The organism is Serratia sp. CC22-02, from assembly GCF_900182895.1.
In the GTDB taxonomy this organism is placed as follows: domain Bacteria; phylum Pseudomonadota; class Gammaproteobacteria; order Enterobacterales; family Enterobacteriaceae; genus Serratia; species Serratia nevei.
On sequence record NZ_FXUD01000004.1, the window covers coordinates 41,096 to 61,081 of the forward strand.

At 58.8% G+C, this 19,986-nt stretch carries 21 protein-coding genes; 13 read left to right on the top strand and 8 right to left on the bottom strand.

Annotation, left to right across the window (positions count from 1 at the left end):
* Positions 1-38 precede the first annotated feature (38 nt).
* The gene (locus tag QOL81_RS14800; RefSeq protein WP_283439903.1) at positions 39-566 is read left to right on the top strand and encodes a hypothetical protein; all 528 of its coding nucleotides are present in this window, start codon (positions 39-41) and stop codon (positions 564-566) included.
* 243 nt (positions 567-809) lie between these two features.
* On the opposite strand, the gene QOL81_RS14805 is transcribed toward QOL81_RS14800, so the two are convergent.
* From QOL81_RS14805 to mntR, 3 genes are all read right to left on the bottom strand, one after another.
* Entirely contained in the window at positions 810-1,667 is an 858-nt protein-coding gene (locus QOL81_RS14805) for a DUF2971 domain-containing protein (RefSeq protein ID WP_283439904.1), read from the bottom strand.
* A gap of 381 nt (positions 1,668-2,048) precedes the next feature.
* On the bottom strand, positions 2,049-2,414 hold the full coding sequence (locus QOL81_RS14810; protein WP_197757980.1) for a DUF4180 domain-containing protein: 366 nt from the start codon (positions 2,412-2,414) through the stop codon (positions 2,049-2,051).
* 14 nt (positions 2,415-2,428) lie between these two features.
* Positions 2,429-2,899: a manganese-binding transcriptional regulator MntR gene (mntR, locus tag QOL81_RS14815; RefSeq protein WP_038875534.1), complete on the bottom strand. Its 471-nt coding sequence runs from the start codon at positions 2,897-2,899 to the stop codon at positions 2,429-2,431.
* 230 nt (positions 2,900-3,129) lie between these two features.
* Here mntR and QOL81_RS14820 point away from each other — a divergent pair, with 230 nt between their 5' ends.
* A complete protein-coding gene (locus tag QOL81_RS14820) occupies positions 3,130-4,434 on the top strand; it encodes an Nramp family divalent metal transporter (RefSeq protein ID WP_049271379.1) in 1,305 nt (434 codons plus the stop codon).
* 42 nt (positions 4,435-4,476) lie between these two features.
* On the opposite strand, the gene QOL81_RS14825 is transcribed toward QOL81_RS14820, so the two are convergent.
* Positions 4,477-5,226 carry an SDR family oxidoreductase gene (locus QOL81_RS14825; protein ID WP_060419510.1) on the bottom strand — a complete coding sequence of 250 codons (750 nt, stop codon included), beginning with the start codon at positions 5,224-5,226 and terminating at the stop codon, positions 4,477-4,479.
* A gap of 99 nt (positions 5,227-5,325) precedes the next feature.
* Between QOL81_RS14825 and QOL81_RS14830 the strand changes: the two genes are divergently transcribed.
* A complete protein-coding gene (locus tag QOL81_RS14830) occupies positions 5,326-5,703 on the top strand; it encodes a winged helix-turn-helix transcriptional regulator (protein ID WP_169318279.1) in 378 nt (125 codons plus the stop codon).
* Here the strand turns inward: QOL81_RS14830 and QOL81_RS14835 are convergent.
* The gene (locus QOL81_RS14835; protein WP_197757981.1) at positions 5,700-6,605 is read right to left on the bottom strand and encodes a transporter substrate-binding domain-containing protein; all 906 of its coding nucleotides are present in this window, start codon (positions 6,603-6,605) and stop codon (positions 5,700-5,702) included. The genes QOL81_RS14830 and QOL81_RS14835 overlap by 4 nt on opposite strands.
* Before the next feature lie 219 nt (positions 6,606-6,824).
* On the opposite strand from QOL81_RS14835, the gene hinT reads away from it, so the two are divergent.
* From hinT to QOL81_RS14880, 9 genes are all read left to right on the top strand, one after another.
* The gene (gene hinT / locus QOL81_RS14840) at positions 6,825-7,175 is read left to right on the top strand and encodes a purine nucleoside phosphoramidase (RefSeq protein ID WP_004928776.1); all 351 of its coding nucleotides are present in this window, start codon (positions 6,825-6,827) and stop codon (positions 7,173-7,175) included.
* 11 nt (positions 7,176-7,186) lie between these two features.
* Complete coding sequence (locus tag QOL81_RS14845; protein WP_060419506.1) at positions 7,187-7,576, top strand: YcfL family putative periplasmic lipoprotein; 390 nt, start codon at positions 7,187-7,189, stop codon at positions 7,574-7,576.
* 26 nt (positions 7,577-7,602) lie between these two features.
* The gene (lpoB, locus tag QOL81_RS14850) at positions 7,603-8,193 is read left to right on the top strand and encodes a penicillin-binding protein activator LpoB (RefSeq protein ID WP_197757982.1); all 591 of its coding nucleotides are present in this window, start codon (positions 7,603-7,605) and stop codon (positions 8,191-8,193) included.
* Positions 8,174-9,040, top strand: a complete 867-nt coding sequence (gene thiK / locus QOL81_RS14855) for a thiamine kinase (RefSeq protein WP_169318282.1) — start codon at positions 8,174-8,176, stop codon at positions 9,038-9,040. Before lpoB ends, thiK begins: the two co-directional genes overlap by 20 nt.
* A gap of 38 nt (positions 9,041-9,078) precedes the next feature.
* Positions 9,079-10,098 (top strand): beta-N-acetylhexosaminidase, encoded by a 1,020-nt coding sequence (gene nagZ, locus QOL81_RS14860; protein ID WP_033646434.1) that lies wholly within the window; start codon positions 9,079-9,081, stop codon positions 10,096-10,098.
* A 79-nt stretch (positions 10,099-10,177) separates the two neighbouring features.
* Complete coding sequence (ycfP, locus tag QOL81_RS14865) at positions 10,178-10,720, top strand: alpha/beta hydrolase YcfP (protein WP_033638056.1); 543 nt, start codon at positions 10,178-10,180, stop codon at positions 10,718-10,720.
* A 332-nt stretch (positions 10,721-11,052) separates the two neighbouring features.
* Positions 11,053-12,357, top strand: a complete 1,305-nt coding sequence (locus QOL81_RS14870) for an NAD(P)/FAD-dependent oxidoreductase (protein ID WP_072627812.1) — start codon at positions 11,053-11,055, stop codon at positions 12,355-12,357.
* A 355-nt stretch (positions 12,358-12,712) separates the two neighbouring features.
* A complete protein-coding gene (locus QOL81_RS14875; RefSeq protein WP_168166356.1) occupies positions 12,713-13,249 on the top strand; it encodes a glycine zipper 2TM domain-containing protein in 537 nt (178 codons plus the stop codon).
* A 264-nt stretch (positions 13,250-13,513) separates the two neighbouring features.
* Positions 13,514-13,993, top strand: coding sequence for an RrF2 family transcriptional regulator (locus tag QOL81_RS14880; RefSeq protein ID WP_015377469.1), 480 nt, complete (start codon positions 13,514-13,516; stop codon positions 13,991-13,993).
* A gap of 64 nt (positions 13,994-14,057) precedes the next feature.
* Here QOL81_RS14880 and sdeB read toward each other — a convergent pair whose 3' ends face one another.
* Both sdeB and sdeA read right to left on the bottom strand, forming a co-directional pair.
* Positions 14,058-17,201 carry a multidrug efflux RND transporter permease subunit SdeB gene (gene sdeB, locus QOL81_RS14885; RefSeq protein ID WP_070914782.1) on the bottom strand — a complete coding sequence of 1,048 codons (3,144 nt, stop codon included), beginning with the start codon at positions 17,199-17,201 and terminating at the stop codon, positions 14,058-14,060.
* Positions 17,202-17,225: 24 nt separating this feature from the next.
* A complete protein-coding gene (sdeA, locus tag QOL81_RS14890) occupies positions 17,226-18,413 on the bottom strand; it encodes a multidrug efflux RND transporter periplasmic adaptor subunit SdeA (RefSeq protein ID WP_197757993.1) in 1,188 nt (395 codons plus the stop codon).
* Between the two features lie 295 nt (positions 18,414-18,708).
* Between sdeA and QOL81_RS14895 the strand changes: the two genes are divergently transcribed.
* Positions 18,709-19,065: a helix-turn-helix domain-containing protein gene (locus QOL81_RS14895; protein ID WP_004928813.1), complete on the top strand. Its 357-nt coding sequence runs from the start codon at positions 18,709-18,711 to the stop codon at positions 19,063-19,065.
* 69 nt (positions 19,066-19,134) lie between these two features.
* Here QOL81_RS14895 and QOL81_RS14900 read toward each other — a convergent pair whose 3' ends face one another.
* Positions 19,135-19,830 carry a hypothetical protein gene (locus tag QOL81_RS14900; RefSeq protein ID WP_139159341.1) on the bottom strand — a complete coding sequence of 232 codons (696 nt, stop codon included), beginning with the start codon at positions 19,828-19,830 and terminating at the stop codon, positions 19,135-19,137.
* Positions 19,831-19,986: the final 156 nt, after the last annotated feature.

A 19,986-nucleotide genomic window follows, 5' to 3' on the forward strand; every position in this document is an offset into this window, starting at 1 on the left:
TGAACATCATCATTAATAATTTAAACGGAGAGTGATTAATGATAAGCAAGACTACGCACGAACAATTAAATATTGACGAATCATGTGATCATTATATAAATAATTTAGGTTATACGGAGTTGAATGTGTCAGGCCCATTAGGGAATAGAGTTTTTCTCAGTTCGTGCGGAAATGTAATAGTTAGAATAGGGCATGATGTGGGTTATGATATTTTTGCATCATCAGTTATGAATGGGAGCCTTGTTTTGTCTAATGTCGTGAAAATATATGACCATTGCAAAATAAATCGCTCCAACGATGTGTTTTATACCATTACCGAAATGGAACGTTTAGATGAATTAAACGCGCAAGAAATATCGGGACTGAATGCTTGGAGAGTAAAGATTGAAAAAGAACTCAATCAACCCAGTGGTTTAATTGACCCGTACTATCTTTTGAGTGATTTTGTTACTCTTTTCAAATTTATTAATGGTTACAGTAATCAAACATTAACACATGATTACTTGCAAAGTAAAAATATCATGAAGAGAGGCGGGGAATTTATTATAATTGATCCAATTGCATAAATCTCATGAATTTTTTACTATATAAACACAACATGCCAGAAAATTTTTATTTTAGTTTGTAGAGTTAATTAATAAAACCAAAAGTCTTTATATTCCTAGCCGTTATCCAAAAAATTACTGTTCCAGCAATGTTCGTCTCTTGCTCGAGGCGGACATGCGTGCGACATGATCCGCTCTGAGCGAGGAGCGGAAGTTAGAGGCTTTTAATTTCCTTTTGGGGTGGGAAGTGAAGTATTGCAGTTTCTAAAAATCATATTTTTCCAAAAGGGTAGATTTATAAACATTGCATTTATTTAATTCATATTTTGAGCATATAGCTTTTACACTGCTTTCATAAGGTTCAGATACAAAAGGAGAGATAACTATATCATGAATCATTTCGTTAATATCTACATTAACAAAATGTGGTTTTATGGTGTATTTTTCCCAGTAATCACTAAATACTATATTTTGAGGGTTAAGTAAATCATGTTCATCAGGCTTGTGATAGAGTCTGACTTCTTTTTCATGTTCATATTCTTTTCTTTTGAAAAGAATGCTGGCAATGGCCTTATCACCATCCGTAAGCTCCTCTTCCATTAATTTAGTGTCGTCAAAATCTAAATACTTTATTCTATCTAAGAAGACAAGTTTATCATTATCCACTGACTCTATTGATTTTTTTAGTGCGCCAACAGTGGTTTTGATTGCTATAGATTTCCCGTTGTCACCGTATAACTTCCACATTGCTTCTGATTCAAATTGACTTTCGTACCAGCAGCAAATGCTTTGACGATCACGAGATTTTTCTTTCATTAACTCAATCCTTCGATTAGAGGTAACATTCCATGTTCTGATAGAGTCTTTCATTTCACTAGACATCTCTTTATCATCTTGATAAAAATTATTACGCATGGAGCGCAAAGTGTTTTCCATGCGTATATGAAATTTTTTGGGAAGGTGACCTTCTAAAGGATCGCTATTTTTGAAATATGATATTGGAGAAAGAAATATTGTCTTGGAATCAATTAGGTTGACGAATTTCTCAAGACTCATGTAACGCCATAGAATAAGGTTATCTAGAAGCTTAGGGGCGATTGATATTTTGTTTTTTAGTTTCATTTTCTGTAAGTATCTTTGTAATTTGATTGTATTAATAAATATCAGTTTATTTGTTTAATAAAAATACAGAGTGTATGGTTTTTTTAAAGTTATTTATTTCCCATAAAAAATGGTTAAGTTAATTTTTTAAATAAAAGAGCAACGTCCACTTCTGGCACAGAGCTGCCTTATTGGCTTAGGTTAAGCTATGTCTGTGGCAATGTCAGCTCAAATCTGAGCTAATTCAGCTAAGGTCATGATCCACAAATTGCCCAAAACCCCTACGCTACACCCATTTTAAGCACGCAGTTACGGGCATCTAAATTGCTGATAATCCTTTAACTACTTGTTTTTCCTAACCACAAAATGGCGGCGAAAGCCTCCCTTTTTTATTGCCTGCCGTCAGGCACCGAGCCGCTGTTCGAGTTCGGCGAGAGAAGGGAGGAACCAGACCTGTTCGCTGCGGTTGGCTTCACGCACAAAATCTTGCAGCGCGTTGCTTTGCGCCAGCCAGGGGGTGATATCGCCCAGCAGTGCCACGCGCAGGCGGTAGTTGATGAATTTCTGCAATACGGCGCCGGCCATGCCGCTTCTGAGTTGGAAGAAGGCGGCGTCGAGGCGGTTGACGGGGAGGGCAATCATCCCGGCATCGTGTTCAAAGGCGGGCGCGATAAACGGGCTGACGTCGTTTTCGTCTTTCAACGGCGGCCCGGCTTCGGCGAAAACCACCAGGCGCCGATCATGGATTTGCCGCACGGCGTAGCTCATCGGCGCTCCGGCAGTCAGGGTTTGGCGTGCTTTTGCAGGTAATGCTCGAACACCGCCAGCGTTTCGTCCGAGATATGGTGTTCAATCCCTTCGCTGTCCAGCTCGGCGGTTTCGCTCGGCACCCCGACGCACATCAGCAGATCGACCACGATGCGGTGACGGCGGCGCACCTTCTGCGCCAGCTGCTCGCCTTCTTCCGTTAAAAACACCCCGCGATAAGGGCGCGATTCCACCAGCCCGGCGCTTTTCAGCCGCGCGATATTTTTGATCGCCGTCGGGTGAGACACGCCGAAGCGGCGCGCGATGTCGGTGGTTCTGGCTTCGCGGGTGCTTTGCAGCAAATCGGCGATCAGCTCAACGTAATCTTCGATCAGCGCATTGGACTGCGCTTCGCGGGCGCGGCTAAAACGCAGGGCGTGCTCGGCCTCGTCCGGCATGTCGGTCTGGGCGTGGCGGTCGGCGTTATCTGGCGCGCGGGTAACCATAGCGTGGGGCGTCCTGTAAGCATAAAAATGGCATCTCCCGGCAATACGGGGAGGGTTGCCCTAAGTTAGTCCAAATAGCACACATTATCAATTCGATGCCACGCATTGTGGTAGTTAGAAATATCTCTACACAAAGCCAATGAATTTCGCCTGTTGCATAAAGTGTAGCCGATGCTACATTGTCAGCATGATAGGTGGAAAAATAACCAGTGAAAGATTGAGGGTACTTCATGCGTGATGCGGCAACCACTCCATCGTTAACCGAACGGACCAACATTGCGATTGGCGCCGCCCTTGCCGGACGCAAGCGCGGCGCCTTTACGCCGTTGCTGTTCGCCGGCCCGGCGGTGATTGCCTCTATTGCCTATATGGATCCCGGCAACTTCGCCACCAACATTCAGGCCGGGGCGAAATACGGCTACAGCCTGCTGTGGGTGGTGGTGATGGCCAACCTGATCGCCATGCTGTTCCAGGCGCTGTCGGCCAAGCTGGGCATCGTCACCAACCGCAATCTGGCGGAGATGTGCCGCGACCAGTTTTCACGGCCGGTAGTGATCGGCATGTGGCTGCTCAGCGAAGTGGCGGCGATGGCCACCGATCTGGCGGAGTTTCTCGGCGGGGCGATCGCGCTGGCGCTGCTGTTCCATATGCCGCTGCTGGCGGGAATGGGGGTGACGGCGGTGATCACCTATGCGCTGTTGATGGTGGAAAAAAAAGGTTTCCGCCCGGTCGAGCTGATGATCGGCGGCCTGGTGGGGATCATCGCGCTGTGTTACCTGGTCGAGATGTTCATCGTACCGGTGGACTGGCAGGCGGCCGGGATCGGCATGGTGACGCCGCAGCTGCCGGACGCGCAGGCGTTGACCATCGCCGTTGGCATTATCGGTGCCACCGTGATGCCGCACGCCATTTTTCTGCATTCGGGGCTGACCCAGCACCGCAGCCCGGCCAGCGATAACGGCGAACGGCGCAAGCTGCTGCGTTTCTCCAATATTGAGGTGGTGATCGCGCTGGCGCTCGCCGGGTTGGTGAATATCGCGATGGTCATCATGGCCTCGAGTGCCTTCCACGCCGGTAACAGCGACGTGGCCGAAATTGGCACCGCCTATCATACGCTGACGCCGCTGTTCGGTGCGGCGGCCGCCGGCATCTTCCTCGCTTCGCTGATCGCCTCCGGCATTTCCAGCTCGGTGGTGGGCACCATGGCCGGGCAAATGATCATGCAGGGCTTCGTTGGCTTCCGCATTCCGGTGTGGGTGCGCCGCCTGGTCACCATGGTGCCGGCGTTTATCGTGGTGGCGATGGGCGTCAACGCCACCGACGCGCTGGTCTACAGCCAGGTGGTGCTGAGCCTGGCGCTGCCGGCCCCGATGATCGCGCTGGTGATGTTTACCCGCCGCCGCGACATCATGGGCGAGTTCGCCAACGGCCGCTGGACCAGCCTGGCGGCGGTGGTCGGCACGGTGGTGATCGTGCTGCTCAACGTGGTGCTGCTGTTGCAGACCTTCGGCGTCGAGATCCCTGGGCTGGGGTGATCTTATGGGCCGCGCGGGGTGCGGCCGCGTCGCTAAATTAAATTATAAATTCCCCACGCCACCGTCCATCTGCAGCTCGGCGCCGACCATAAATGCCGACTCGTCCGCCGCCAGAAACACCGCCGCTTTGGCCAGCTCCAGTGCGCTGCCCATGCGGCCGATCGGCACCAGCGCGCGGATATCGTCGCGCAATGCCTGCTCATCCGCTTCCGCCAACCCCAGCTTACCCAACGCCGGGGTTTCGGTCGGGCCGGGGCTGAGGCCGTTGACGCGAATGCCGCGCGCGTGCAGCTCGCCGGACAGCGTTCTGGCCAGCGACAGCAAGCCGGCTTTGCTGGCGGCATAGGCGCTGCTCTGCGGCAGGCCGATATGGGCGCTGACCGAACCGCACAGGATCACCGAAGACGGGTTGGCCAGCAGCGGCAGCAACGCCTGGATCAGAAAAAACGGCCCCTTCAGGTTGATGTCCATCAGCCGCTGATAGCTCTGCTCATCCCACTCCTGCAGCGGGCGATGCGTAACGTCGCCGGCGTTGATGTACAGCACGTCCAGCCGCGGCCACCGTTGCCCCAGCCGCTGCGCCAGGTCGCGCTGCTGCGGGATATCGCCGGCGTCGCTCAGCAGCAACAGCGCCTTGCCCGCCAATGCCTGGCCCGCCGCGTCCAGGGCGCTTTGGCTGCGCCCGGTGATCGCCACCGTCGCGCCCTCGGCGATGAACTGGCGGGCGGTTTCCAGCCCGATGCCGCTGGTGCCGCCGGTAATCAATGCGTATTTGCCTTGCAGTCGTGACATAACCGATTCCTCTTTAGTGTCAGTTGCGGCATTATTTGCGCTATAGTTCCTTTTGCATAGTAGGCACCTTTTGGATACTAAAGGGCGAGGTGGGATGAAATGACGGCGCAAACGCCATTAGCGGCGGAAAATAATTTGGCGGCGTTGCCGATGCCGGGCGAATCCTGCCCGATGGTGGACTTCGTCAATCTGGTGTCGGGCAAGTGGGCGATCCCCATCCTGTACCGGCTGATCGTGATCGACGGCCCGGTGCGATTCAGCGAGCTGCAGCGGGCGGTGGCGCCCATTGCGCAAAAAGAGCTGACGCGCCAGCTGCGGCTGTTCGAGCAGCGCGGTCTGGTGACGCGGCGGGTATTTCCCGAAGTGCCGCCGCGGGTGGAGTATCAGGTCACCGCGCTCGGCAAATCGCTGCGGCCGACGCTGGACTCGCTGGCCGAGTGGATGCGTCGGCACGCGCCGCAGCTGATCGGCGGCTAGTCGCCGATGCCCGGCGGGTTGATGGCGGAGCGCTCGACCTTTTCGTCGCCTTCGCCCCAGCGCTCCAGCACCTGCGCGTATTCGCCGCTGACGATAACGCCGTTGATGGCGGCGTTGACGGCGTTGACCAACCCGTTGCCTTTCTTGCTGGTGACCGCGACGTAGGCCACGCTGGGGCCGATGCCGACCATTTTGGTTTTGCCGGTCAGCGCCGCCTTGTAGGCGCCGGTGGAGTGGGGGCCGAAGAACGCGTCGGCGCGCCCGGACTGAATGCTCAGGTTGGTGGCGGCGTCGTCGGTCACATAGATCGGCTGCACCGGCGGCAGCCCGGCGGCGCGGTTCTGTTTATCCCATCCCAGCAGAATGTTTTCCTGATTGGTGCCGGATCCGACGATGATCCGCAGCCCGGCGACGTCCTGCGGCCGGTTGATCGAGGTGATGTGGCTGGTGGATTTGACGTAAAAGCCCAGCGTGTCCACCCGATAGGTCGCGAAGTCGAATTTGGTCTTGCGCTGTTTGGTGACGGCGATGTTGAAGATCGCCGCATCGTATTTGCCGGCGCTGATGCCCAGCGGCCAATCTTCCCAGGAGGTGGGCACCAGATTCAGCGCCAGCCCGAGGCTGTCGGCCACCAGGCGGGCGATGTCCGGATCGCTGCCGATCAGCGTTTTATTGTCTTCGGCGAACAGCGCCAGCGGCGGGGAGTTCTCGAACGCCACCGCCACCGTCAGCTTGCCGGGCACCGCAAAGTGAAAATTCGCCGGAATCAGTGCGATAGCGGCCGGGTTCGGCTCTGCGCGCATCGGCTCTCGGTTAGCCTGCAGATCGATACCGCCCGCCGGGGCGGCCTGAACGGCGGCGCTCAGCAACAGCGCGCACAGCGCCGAAATCCTCAGTGGCATAACACCCTCTACTCTTTGCTAATCATGGGGTTACTATTGGCGGCGGCATGGGGCAAGTAAAGCAACAATAGTGAATAACCAAAGTGAAAAGATGCACAAGCGGGGCGCCGGCCTGCGCGAATCTGCAGCACTCGACGCGGAAAGTGCGCAATCAGGTTGAAAGCAGTAGAATTTGTCACTCATACTGCGTACAGCTAATTGTGTAAAAAGGAACGCCAGATGGCCGAAGAAACGATTTTCAGTAAAATTATCCGACGCGAAATCCCTGCTGATGTGGTTTATCAGGATGAACTGGTCACCGCTTTCCGTGACATCTCCCCTCAGGCACCCACCCATGTGCTGATCGTTCCCAACGTGCTGATCCCAACCGTCAACGACGTGACCGTGGAGCACGAAGCCGCGCTGGGCCGCATGATCACCGCCGCGGCGAAGATCGCCGAACAGGAAGGCATCGCCGAAGACGGCTATCGTCTGATCGTCAACTGCAACCGCCACGCCGGTCAGGAGGTCTATCATATTCATATGCACCTGGTCGGTGGCCGCTCGCTGGGGCCGCTGTTGTCACGTTAAGCGAGGAAATCATGCGCGGTAAAAAAACTCTGCGTGGTCTGGTGGCGTTGGCGTTGCCCGCCGCGTTGCTGATGGGGTGCAGCTCGCCGTCCGGCATCGCGGTCAATCAACGCCAAACGGTGGTGATGGATCCTTCGGTGCTGACCGCCGGCATTTTGGCCGATACGCCCTCGATTTCGAACGCCTCCGGGCGGGTGATGGCGACCTCGGTGCTCAACAACAGCCAATCGACGCCGGTCACCGTGCATTATCGTTTCTATTGGTACGACGCGCAGGGGCTGGATATTCGCCCCTTCGAGAAACCGCGCGAGATCGTCGTGGCGCCCGACTCGGACGCCAAAATCTACTCGATTAACGGCAACCTGGACGCCAAAAGCGCGCGTCTGTATCTGTACCTGTAAGCGCTTGCCAGGTTTGGAGAAAAAGCATGAAAAAGTACGTCTTAGTGGCGCTGGCCGCATTAACCCTGAGCGGCTGTCTGTCGCGTCCGCCTGAGCCGGATCAGCCGCCGCCGCCGGTCACCGTTGAGCCGGATCAACCGAAGCCGCCGGTCGAGCAGCCACAGCCGCCAACCACCGAGCCAGTGCCGCAGCCGCCGAAAATCCAGCAGCTTGACTGGCTGGGCAGCGTTCAGCCGCTGGTGGGGCAGATGCTGAAGGCCGATGGCGTCACGGCCGGCAGCGTGCTGCTGCTGGACAGCGTCAAGAACAATACCAACGGTTCGCTGCAGATGGGCAAAGCCACCGCGGCGCTGTACAAGGCGCTGGCGTCGAATTCCACCTTCAGCGTGGTGCCGGAAGCGAAGCTGACCAGCGCCCGACAAACGCTGGGCCTGTCGGCGGATGACAGCTTCGGTTCGCGCAGCAAGGCGATTGGCCTGGCGCGCATCGTCGGCGCGCAGTACGTGCTGTACAGCGACGTCAGCGGCGACGTGAAGTCGCCGGCGTTGGATATGCAGCTGATGCTGGTGCAAACCGGCGAGATCGTCTGGTCGGGCAATGGCGCCGTTAAACGCTGAGGCCGCGCTGCGACGATTGATGGAAACCAGACTGCCGGCGGTGAATACCGCCGGTTGTCATTTCAGCCCGGTGCAGGGGCTGACCGGCGAGAGCTGGCGCATCGACGGCGCGGGCATCACGCTGTTGGCGCGGCAGCACAGTGCGGAAAAACGCGCGCTGGGCGTGAGCCGCCGGCGGGAAGCGCGGGTCTTGCGCCGCTGCGCGCCGGGGCTAGGGCCACGGGTTTTCGCACAGAATAATCAGTGGCTTATCCTTGAATGGCTCGAAGGTGACGTCGTCACAGATGCCGAGTTTGCGGCGCTGAATCAGCGTGGCGAGCTGGCGGCGATGGCGGCGGAACTGCACCGGCGGCCGCTCAGCGGTTACCGACTGGATCTGCGACGGCAGTTCCGCCGCTACTGGCAGCAGCTGGATAGGCGGCGTTTAACCCCTGACTGGCTGCGCCTGCAGCGTCATTTTTTACGCAGCGCCTTACCACGGCCGCTGCGCCTGGCGCCGCTGCACATGGACATCCATCCGGGCAATCTGCTCGCCACCGGCGAAGGACTGCGGCTGATCGACTGGGAATATGCCGCCGACGGCGACGTGGCGCTGGATATCGCCGCGCTGTTTCGCGGCAACGGTTGGTCGGCCGGCCAGCAGCAGCGCTTTTTGCAGCACTACGCGCGCCAGGGCTATCACGACGTCGCCCGGCTGCAGACGCAGGTGCACCGCTGGCTGCCGTGGGTCGATTATCTGATGCTGCTATGGTTCGAAGTGCGCTGGCAGCAGAGCGGCGACGCCGAATTTTTGCGCTGGGGCGCGGCGGTGCGCCGGCGGCTTTGTTTATCATCATCCGAATTCTGAACGAACAATAATGAAGTGAGGTGCCCGTGGGCCCAGTAATGCTAGATGTCGCCGGCTACGAGCTGGATGCAGAAGAACGCGAAATTTTGAAACACCCGCTGGTTGGCGGATTGATCCTGTTTACCCGCAACTTCCACGATGCGGAGCAGCTGCGTGAGCTGGTGCGCCAGATCCGCGCCGCCTCGCACGATCGGCTAGTGGTGGCGGTGGATCAGGAGGGCGGGCGCGTACAGCGCTTCCGCGAGGGCTTCACCCGCCTGCCGGCGGCGCAGTCGTTCGCCGCGTTGCACGATGCGCAGGAAGGCGGCCGGCTGGCGCAGGAGGCCGGCTGGCTGATGGCGGCGGAAATGATCGCACAGGATATCGACATCAGTTTTGCGCCGGTGCTGGACATCGGCCACGGCAGCGCGGCGATCGGCGAGCGTTCGTTCCACAGCGATCCGCAGCAGGCGCTGGCGATGGCGGAACGCTTTATCCTCGGCATGCACAGCGCCGGCATGAAAACCACCGGCAAACACTTCCCGGGGCACGGCGCCGTCAGCGCCGATTCGCACAAGGAAACCCCGCGCGATCCGCGGCCGCTGGCGCAGATCCGTGAGCACGACATGGCGATCTTCCGCGAGCTGATCAACCGCCAACTGTTGGACGCTGTCATGCCGGCCCACGTCATCTATACTGAAGCGGACCCGCGTCCGGCCAGCGGCTCGCCTTACTGGCTGCAGCAGATCCTGCGTCAGGAGCTGGGCTTCGACGGCGTGATTTTCTCCGACGATCTGTCGATGGAAGGCGCCGCCATTATGGGCAGCTACGCCGAGCGCGGCCAGGCGGCGCTGGATGCCGGTTGCGACATGATCCTGGTGTGCAACCACCGCGAAGGTGCGGTCAGCGTGCTGGATAACCTGTCCCCGGTCAAAGCAGAGAAGGTGAAGCGGTTATATCATCGCGGTCAGTTCACCCGTCAGGAACTGCGCGACTCCGAGCGCTGGCAGCAGGCGCACAAGGCGCTCAGCGCGCTGAGCGAACGCTGGGAGGAGCACAAGCAGCGTTCGCAAGGGTGAATCCAGGCGCCGCATCGCGGCGCAGAGCGGAAATGATGAGGGCCGCGCCCGCGGCCCTTGGCTTGTTGCGAGGATCCACATGATTATCTATTTGCACGGCTTCGATTCCACCAGTCCCGGCAATCATGAAAAGGTGTTACAGCTGCAGTTTATCGATCCGGACGTGCGCTTCATCAGCTACAGCACGCTGCATCCGCGTCACGACATGCAGCATCTGTTGAAAGAGGTGGACAAGGCGGTGCAGCAGGGCGGCGACGCGCACCCGTTGATCTGCGGGGTTGGCCTCGGCGGCTTCTGGGCGGAGCGCATCGGCTTCCTGTGCGGCATTCGCCAGGCGATGTTCAACCCCAATCTGTACCCGGAAGAGCACATGCACGGCAAGATAGACCGGCCGGAAGAGTATCGCGATATTGCCACCAAGTGCGTGGAGGATTTCCGCGAGAAGAACCGCGACCGCTGTCTGGTGGTGCTGTCGCGGCACGACGAGGTGCTGGATAACCGGCGCAGCGCCGAATTGCTGCATCACTACTACGAAATCGTCTGGGATGAACAGCAGACGCACAAGTTCAAAAACATCTCACCCCATCTGCAGCGGATCAAGGCGTTTAAGGCGCTGGGTTAACAGTTTCATAACGCCGCCGCGAGCCGCGCCCACCGTTTTGTACCGACGGAAAGTGCGGCTTTTTTGTACGCCAAGGTAAAGTTTTTCGTGGCAATCGGCAAAATTTAAAACTGTGACTCAGCGCTAACTATTTGAATCACAATCCCCAAAAAATCCCCGCGTCCAGCCTTTAACCAAAAAAATTTGATGTACGTCAATTTTGGTATGACCAAATAACCTCGCATGTTATTCTGGCCTCAGAGAGCCGATTTATTTTAAGCGAACCCTATGTATTCTAAGGATATTATTTATTTACCCTGGAATAACAAATGGTTCACATTTAGGGGGTTATTTTGACAACGCCAAAGAAGAAAATCGTTATTGTTGGCGGCGGCGCCGGTGGCTTGGAGCTGGCGACCAGCCTGGGCCATAAACTTGGCCGCAAGAACAAAGCGGAGATCACGCTGGTGGATCGCAACCACAGCCATTTGTGGAAACCGCTGCTGCACGAAGTGGCGACCGGTTCCCTCGATGACGGCGTGGATGCGCTCAGCTACCTGGCGCACGCGCGCAACCACCATTTCAGCTTCCAACTGGGGTCGTTGACCAACATCAACCGCGAGATGCAAACGCTGCAGCTGGCGCAGATCTGCGACGAGCAGGGCGGCGAACTGGTGCCAGCGCGCGAACTGCCGTACGACATCCTAGTGATGGCGCTGGGCAGCACCTCGAACGATTTCGGTACGCCGGGCGTGAAAGAGCACTGCATCTTCCTGGATAACCCGCATCAGGCGCGCCGCTTCCACAACGAAATGCTCAACCTGTTCCTGAAGTTCTCGGCGCAGCCGGGGCAAAAAGAGCGGGTCAACATCGCCATCGTCGGCGGCGGCGCCACCGGCGTTGAGCTGTCCGCCGAACTGCACAACGCGGTGAAGCAGCTGCACAGCTACGGTTTCGAAGGCCTGGACAACAGCGCATTGAACGTGACGCTGGTGGAAGCCGGTGAGCGCATTCTGCCGGCGCTGCCGCCGCGCATTTCCGCTGCGGCGCACCAGGAGCTGATCAAACTGGGCGTACGCGTGCTGACCAACACCATGGTGACCAGCGCCGATGCCAAAGGCCTGAACACCAAAGGCGGCGAGTTCATCGATGCCGATCTGATGGTATGGGCGGCCGGCATCAAGGCGCCGGACTTCATGAAAGACATCGGCGGCCTGGAAACCAACCGCATCAACCAGCTGGTGGTGGAGCCAACGCTGCAGACCACGCGCGATCCGAACATCTTCGCCATCGGCGACTGCGCCTCCTGCCCGAAAGAGGGCGGCGGTTTTGTGCCGCCGCGCGCTCAGTCGGCGCACCAGATGGCCTCGCGCTGCGCCACCAATATTCTGGCGCTGATGAACGGCCAGACGCTGAAGCCATATGTGTATAAAGACCACGGCTCGCTGGTGTCGCTGTCGCGCTTCAGCACCGTCGGTAGCCTGATGGGCAACCTGATGCGCGGTTCGATGATGGTGGAAGGGCGCATCGCGCGCTTCGTTTACATCTCACTGTACCGCATGCACCAGGTGGCGCTGCACGGCTACATCAAAACCGGCCTGATGATGCTGGTAGGCGGCATCAACCGGGTGATCCGCCCGCGTCTGAAAATGCACTGATCCTGCCTTTGTCGACCAACCCGCGCCGGTTCGCCCGCGCGGGTTTTTTTATGGCGGCGCGAGGCGAACGGCGGCGGTTGCTTGATTCTTCAGCATAAGCTGTCGTCGGCATGGGTAAAATTCTTAAGATTCCTCCTAAACAGCGGCGAAACGGCCGTTTTCCCGCATTTTTGGTCCCCTTGTCTTATTGCGGGCCCTCAAATCATTGTGCAGACTTTACCTCGTTTACAGACGGCGCGTCGCGCACGCCGTAAACCGGGATACCGCAAGCCGCCCATGCGCAAAATAATAAGCGCGGTGCAGCCGGTCACAGACCCCGGACAAAATGCGTGGTAACACTTTCAGGAGGTTTCCTGTGAACAAGTCAATGTTAGCCGGTGTTGGGATTGGTATCGCTGCCGCTCTGGGGATTGCCGCGGTAGCCAGCCTGGACGTCTTTTCTGCCGGTCCGCAGTACGCGCAGGTGCTCGCCGCAACGCCGATTAAAGAAACCATCAAAACGCCGCGTCAGGAATGCCGCAACGTCACCGTTACGCACCGTGCGCCGGTGCAGGATGAAAACCGCATCGCCGGTTCTGTGCTGGGCGCAGTGGCGGGCGGCGTGATCGGCCACCAGTTCGGCGGCGGTCGCGGGCGCGACGTGGCGACCGTGGTCGGCGCGCTGGGCGGCGGCTATGCCGGCAACCAGGTGCAAGGGGCGATGCAGAACAACGACGTCAGCACCAGCGTTCAGCAGCGTTGCAAAACGGTCTACGACAAGTCCCAGAAAATGCTGGGTTATGACGTGACCTACAAGATCGGTAATCAGCAGGGCAAGATCCGCATGGATCACGATCCGGGCACGCAAATCCCGTTGGATAAAAACGGCCAGCTGGTGCTGAACAGAGCCTGATCGCCACATTCGAATTAAGCCCGCGGGCAGTGTTAGTTCTGATCGTTTAACCCGGTTAAGCGAGCGGCGTTAACATTGACGCGGGTTTCTGTTTTCTGCCTGCCCAAAAATTTGCGATCGTTCTAATGTCTGCGTGCGATATCACTGGGCAAAACTTCAAAAAAGCCCCCGCGTTTGTTATATTATTGTGCAATTAAGCGGTGTGTTCGGCGCCAATCGCCGCACCGGTAAAACCCGAGTATTTCGTCTCGCAGAGATAACGACATGTTAGATTTTCGCTTTCCGACAGCGTTGCAAATGGTCCTTAGCGTCGCCGTAGCTGAGAAGCAGGGCATGCGTTCGACGAGCGCCACCCTCGCCGCCGCTCTGGAAGCCAACCCCAGCTTTATCCGCAAACTGATGGTCCCGCTGACCAAAGACGGCATCATCGTTTCCACCCTGGGCCGAAACGGCTCTATCCATCTCGGCCGCCCGGCGGAAGAAATCACCCTGCGGGACATCTATCTGGCGGTGATCGACGACAAGCGCATCTGGGCTTCCCGCCCTGAAGTGCCGGCCCGCTGCCTGGTGAGCGCCAACGCCTGCTGGTATTTCAAATCGGTGGTGAACGAGGCCGAGCAGGCCTCGCTTGCGGTGCTGGCCCGCCACACCGTGGCCGATTCGCTGGCCGAACTGGAGCGGGGCGACAAGCGCGCCTGCGCGGAATATGCCGCCGAGCAAGAGGCCGAAGCCGCCGGTAAATAATCGCGGATCGCATGTATAAAAAAGGTCGGGCAATGCCCGACCTTTTTGCATGTTAAGACGGTGATTACGCCGTCTGCGGCTGCGCTTTGCGTGCCACCAGGCGCCGCAGGGTGACGTAGAACACCGGCGTCAGGAACAGCCCGAACAGGGTGACCCCCAACATGCCGGAGAACACCGTGATGCCGGTGACGCCACGCACCTCGGCGCCGGCGCCGTGGCCGAGGATCAGCGGGATGGTGCCGGCGATGAAGGCGATGGAGGTCATCACGATCGGCCGCAACCGCAGGCGACAGGCCTCCAGCGCCGCCTCGACGATGCCTTTGCCCTGCATTTCCAGCTCGCGGGCGAACTCGACGATCAGAATGGCGTTCTTGCAGGCCAGCCCCATCAGAACGACCAACCCGACCTGCACGAACACGTTGTTGTCGCCGCCGGTCAGCCACACCCCGAACAGCGCCGACAGCATGGTCATTGGCACGATCAGGATCACCGCCAGCGGCAGCGTCCAGCTCTCATACAGCGCCGCCAGCGCGAGGAACGCCAGCAGCACCGCCACCGGGAACACCACCAGCGCGGCGTTGCCCTGGGTCGATTGTTGGTAGCTCAGATCGGTCCACTGGATATTCATGCCGTTCGGCAACAGCTTGCCGGCCATCTGCGTCAGCGCGCCCATCGCCTGGGTTGAAGAGAGCACGCGCGGATCGGCGTCGCCGATCAGGTCTGCCGCCGGGAAGCCGTTATAACGGATCACCGGATCCGGACCGTAGGTGGTGCCGATGCTGACCATGCTGCCGATCGGCACCATTTCGCCCTTGTCGTTGCGGGTGCGCAGGTTGGCGATGTCCTCCACGCTGTCGCGGAACTGGCCGTCGGCCTGCGCCATCACCTTCCAGGTGCGGCCGTAGCGGTTGAAGTCGTTGATGTAAGACGAACCGAGGTAGGTCTGCAGCGTGCTGAACAGCGCATTAAGCGGTACCCCTTGCGCCTTGGCCTTGTCGCGATCGATTTTGGCGTCCAGCTGCGGCACGTTGGCCTGATACGAGGAGATCGGGAACCCCATTCCCGGCGTTTGCATAATGGCGCCGGACATGGTGTTGATCGCCGTTTGCAACGCGCCGTAGCCCAGCCCGGCACGATCCTGCACGTACAGCGAATAGCCGGAGCCCTGGCCAATGCCGAGGATCGGCGGCGGCATGATTGAGAAGGCGAAGCCTTCCTGAATCTGTGAAATGCGCGCGTTGATCTCGGCGTTGATCTGCGCCGCGGTGCGGGTACGGGTGCTCAACGACTCCAGCGCGAAGAACACCGTGCCGGTATTCGGCGTATTGGTGAACTGCAGCGCATTCAGGCCGGGGAAGGCCACCGCATCGGTGACGCCGTCCACGCTCAGGCCGATGGCGCTCATCTTGCGGATCACCGCATCGGTGCGCTCCAGCGAGGCGCCTTCCGGCATCTTAACGCCGCCGATCAGGTACAGCTTGTCCTGCGTCGGGATAAAGCCGCCGGGTACGGTCTTGAACATCACGCCGGCGGCGGCCAGCAGCAGCAGGTAGACGACGAACACCGCGCCGCGCCGGCCCAGCACGCGGGAGACGCCGCGCTGATAGCGTTGCGAGCCGCTGGCGAAGAGGCGGTTGAACGGCCGGAACAGCCAGCCGAACAGCCGGTCAATCAGGCGTGACGGCAGATCTTTCGGCGCGCCGTGCGGTTTAAGCAAGCGCGCCGCCAGCGCTGGCGACAGGGTCAGCGAGTTGATGGCGGAGATCACTGTCGAGATGGCGATGGTGACGGCGAACTGCTTGTAGAACTGGCCGGTAACGCCGGAGAGGAACGCCATCGGCACGAACACCGCACACAGCACCACGGCGATGGCAATGATCGGGCCGGAGACCTCGCGCATCGCCTGGTGCGCCGCCGCCAGCGGCGACAGCCCCTCTTCGATATTACGCTCGACGTTTTCCACCACCACGATAGCGTCATCCACCACGATGCCGATCGCCAGCACCAGTCCGAACAGGCTGAGGGTATTGAGCGAGAAGCCCAGCATATACAGCGCGGCAAAGGTGCCGACCACGGAGATCGGGACCGCCAGCAGCGGAATGATCGAGGCGCGCCAGGTCTGCAGGAACAGAATGACCACCAGCACCACCAGGATCACCGCTTCCAGCAGGGTATCCACCACCGCGCGGATCGAATCGCGCACGAACACCGTCGGATCGTAAGGCGATTTCCAGCTCATGCCGTCCGGGAAGCGGGTCGCCAGCTCGGCCATCTTGCCGCGCACTGCGTCCGACAGCTCGATGGCGTTGGCGCCCGGCGACTGGAAGATACCGATACCGACCGCATCCTTGTTATTGAGCTGGGCGCGCAGCGCGTAGCTGCCGGAGCCCATTTCGATGCGCGCCACGTCGCGCAGCCGTACGATCTCGCCGTTGTCGCCGCTCTTGAGGATGATGTTGCCGAACTCTTCTTCGGTTTGCAGGCGGCCCTGGGCGTTGATCGACAGCAGATAGTCGCTGCGCGTCGGCATCGGCTCCGCGCCGAGCTGGCCGGCGGAGACCTGCACGTTTTGTTCCTGCATGGCGCTCACCACGTCGGAGGCGGTCAGGCCACGCGCGGCGACCTTGTTCGGATCGAGCCAAATGCGCATCGCGTACTCACCGGCGCCGAAGATCTGCACCTGGCCGACGCCCGGCAGACGGGCGAGCTCATCCTTGACCTTCAGGGTGGCGTAGTTACGCAGGTACAGTGAATCGTACTTGCCGGAAGGCGAGACCAGATGCACCACCAGCGTCAGCGCCGGGGACTGCTTCTGAGTGGTGATGCCCTGGCGGCGCACGTCTTCCGGCAGGCGCGCTTCGGCCTGCGCCACGCGGTTTTGCACCTGTACCTGCGCCTGATCGGGATCGGTGCCGGGGCGGAAGGTGACGGTGGTCACCAGCACGCCGTCGGAACCGGCGACCGATTTCATGTACATCATGTTTTCGACACCGTTGATCGCTTCTTCCAGCGGCGTGGCCACCGTTTCAGCGATCTCTTTCGGGTTGGCGCCCGGGTATTCGGCGCGCACCTGCACGCTGGGCGGCACCACGTCCGGGTACTCGCTGATCGGCAGCAGCGGGATGGCGATCGCCCCGGCGACAAAAATCAGGATCGACAGCACCGCGGCAAAGATCGGCCGGTCGATGAAAAAACGGGAAAAGTCCATGGGTCAGAAGTCTCTGCTGGGAGCTTAGTTAAGTGCGGAGGCGATAGGGTTCATGGCGACGGCTTTCGCGTCGACCGGCATGCCCGGCATAAACACTTTCTGCATGCCGTCGACGATCACCCGATCGCCGTTTGCCAACCCTTTCTGCACGATGCGTAACCCTTCGGCCATGCGGCCCACGTCGATGTCGCGGCGCTGCGCCTTGCCGTCTTTATCGACGATGTAAACGAACTTGCGGTTCTGGTCGGTCATCACCGCTTTATCGTCGATCAGCATGGCGTTGAACTCGGCGCTGCCGGGCATCTGTACCCGGGCGAACAGCCCCGGCGTGAAGAGGCGCTCGCGGTTGTCGAGCAGGGCGCGCATGCGGATGGTGCCGGTCCCGGCGTTCAGCTGGTTATCGGTGAAATCCACCAGCCCCTGATGCGGGGTGCCGTCTTCGCCCACCAGGCCGACTTTCACCGGCAGGCGCGCGTCGTGCCGGCCCTGCTGCTGATAGCGCAGGAAGGTGGCTTCATCCACGTCGAAATAGACGTAGACCTTGTCGAGCGACACCAGCGTCGTCAGCACGCTGGCGCTGTCGCCGGTGGTGACCAGGTTGCCGGCGGTGATCATTGCGCGGCTGGCGCGCCCGTCAATCGGCGCGGTAACGCGGGTAAAGTCGAGATTCAGCTGCGCCATGTCGAGCTGGGCCTGCGCTGCTAGCACGTTGCTTTGCGCCTGCGCGGCGGACGACCGGCGCTGCTCCCAGACTTCTTGAGAGATGGCCTGAGTGCCGATCAGTTTCTCGGTGCGCGAGGATTCGCTGCGCGCCAGGGCGGCCTGGTTGCGAGCTCGCACCAGCTCCGCCTGCGCCTGTTCGCGCGCGGCGCGGTAGGTGCGATCGTCGATGGTGAACAGCACCTGGCCTTTCTTCACCTCGTCGCCTTCGGTGTAGTTGACCCGCTCGATGTAGCCGGAGACCCGTGGGCGCAGCTGCACGCTTTGCACCGCTTCGACCCGGCCGTTGAAGGCATCCCATTGGCTGATGGGCTTGACCACCACGCTGGCGGCGCTGACCACCGGCGGCGGTGGCGGGGCGTTGTGCGCGACGCTGTTGTCGCACCCGGCGAGCAGGGTGGCCAGCAGCGCCACCCCGGAGAGCCGCTGGCCCAGAGCGACGGCGCGCGTGCGGCCGCCGGCGTTGAACGATGAGTTTGGTTGATTTGCCATTATTTTTATTCCGATAAGTAAGCGCGGTCAGGCCCCATACCCGGCCCTGTTCTCCGGGATTCGCCCCTGCGCCGGCGTGCGGCGAGGGGGCGGCTGCGTCGTACAGCGGCGCAGCGTTAGGTTTTGAAACACATTGGTGTCACATTAATGTATCAATATCGGTTACATTAATTGGGTGGAGTATAGTGGCGGCTTTCTGGTAAATGCAATAATAAAAATTGCATTTAAAGCGAAACTGTTGCAACGTATGTGCATCGGGCAGAGGGTGACCCTGCCGAATGATGGGAGCATCAGCATGAACACTACGGGCTTTATTACCGATTTGAAGGCGTGGATCGACAACAATCTGGAAGAGAAACTGGATATCAACACCGTGGCGGACCGAGCGGGCTATTCCAAATGGCATCTGCAGCGCATGTTCAAACGCCAGACCGGCTACGCGCTGGGGGAGTATATCCGCATGCAAAAACTGAAAGTGTCGGCGGAGCGCTTGGCCAACAGCGGCGAGCCTATCGTCAGCGTGGCGATTTCGCTCGGCTTCGACTCACAGCAGTCGTTCAACCGCAGCTTCAAACGCCAGTTTGGCCAAACGCCGGGCGACTGGCGCCGCGCGTTGGCACAGCCGGCGTCCATGGGGCGCACGCACCACTGAGCGGTTGGGCAGTGAGGATAAAAAAGCCTGAATTTGCGTTCGGGCTTTTTTGTCTTTACCCGTGGGGATTCAAAAGTTGTCGCAACTGCCTGACTTCGCCACCGTGTCGCTGTCGCGGCAGAATATGCGAATCGCCTCGTTGAGGGAGTTTGAACGAGAAGGCGTCCAGTAGTTTTCAATGACCAGGTAGCGAACGGTATGCTGGCGGGAGTGGAGGCCCAGGACGTTAAATATGCCTTCAATAGCGGCAAGTACAGGGTTTGACGAGTCGATTTCATAACGAATATCGACGATGGCCGCCTCCGGCGCCATCCAGGTGCGATTGGAAAGCGGCGGCACGCGAAACTTGAATGAGGAGTTCGCGGATAGGCGTTGGCCATCAAGCTCTTTAAATTCTGCGGCGGGAACATAGCTCTGGTTGCCGCCCGGCAAGGTAATCTGCCCTTTTTCATCGCGGGTGGCATACACATCCTCGGTGACTTTGTAGATCACTTGCTGGACGTCGGGGGGAATGATGCGGAAGGATTTTACGGTACGATCCGAAGGCGTGTCGTTTGTCAGTTGGAACTCATAGGCTCTTCCGACGGATTGAACGAAAGCTAATGAAACGCTGCCGGCGAAGTACTGATAGGCGGCGCCCAATATCGCCACGAGAATCCCCGATCCTACCAAAAATGCCGATATTTTCGCCAAACGGTTATTCGATTTTTCTTTAACGGGGCCTGTCTTTGGCCGCGGGGCATTGCCTTTCTTCTTACGCGCCACGTTTCTCCCTTGCATTACGCATTGGCCTATCTTTATGAGGGCATTATGGTCGACAGCTTATGCCGCTGTCGAGGGGCTCCCTCCCGGTCGGTGCGTTATGCAAACAAAAAAGCCTGAACTTTCGCTCAGGCTTTCTCGTTAGAATATGGCGGTGAG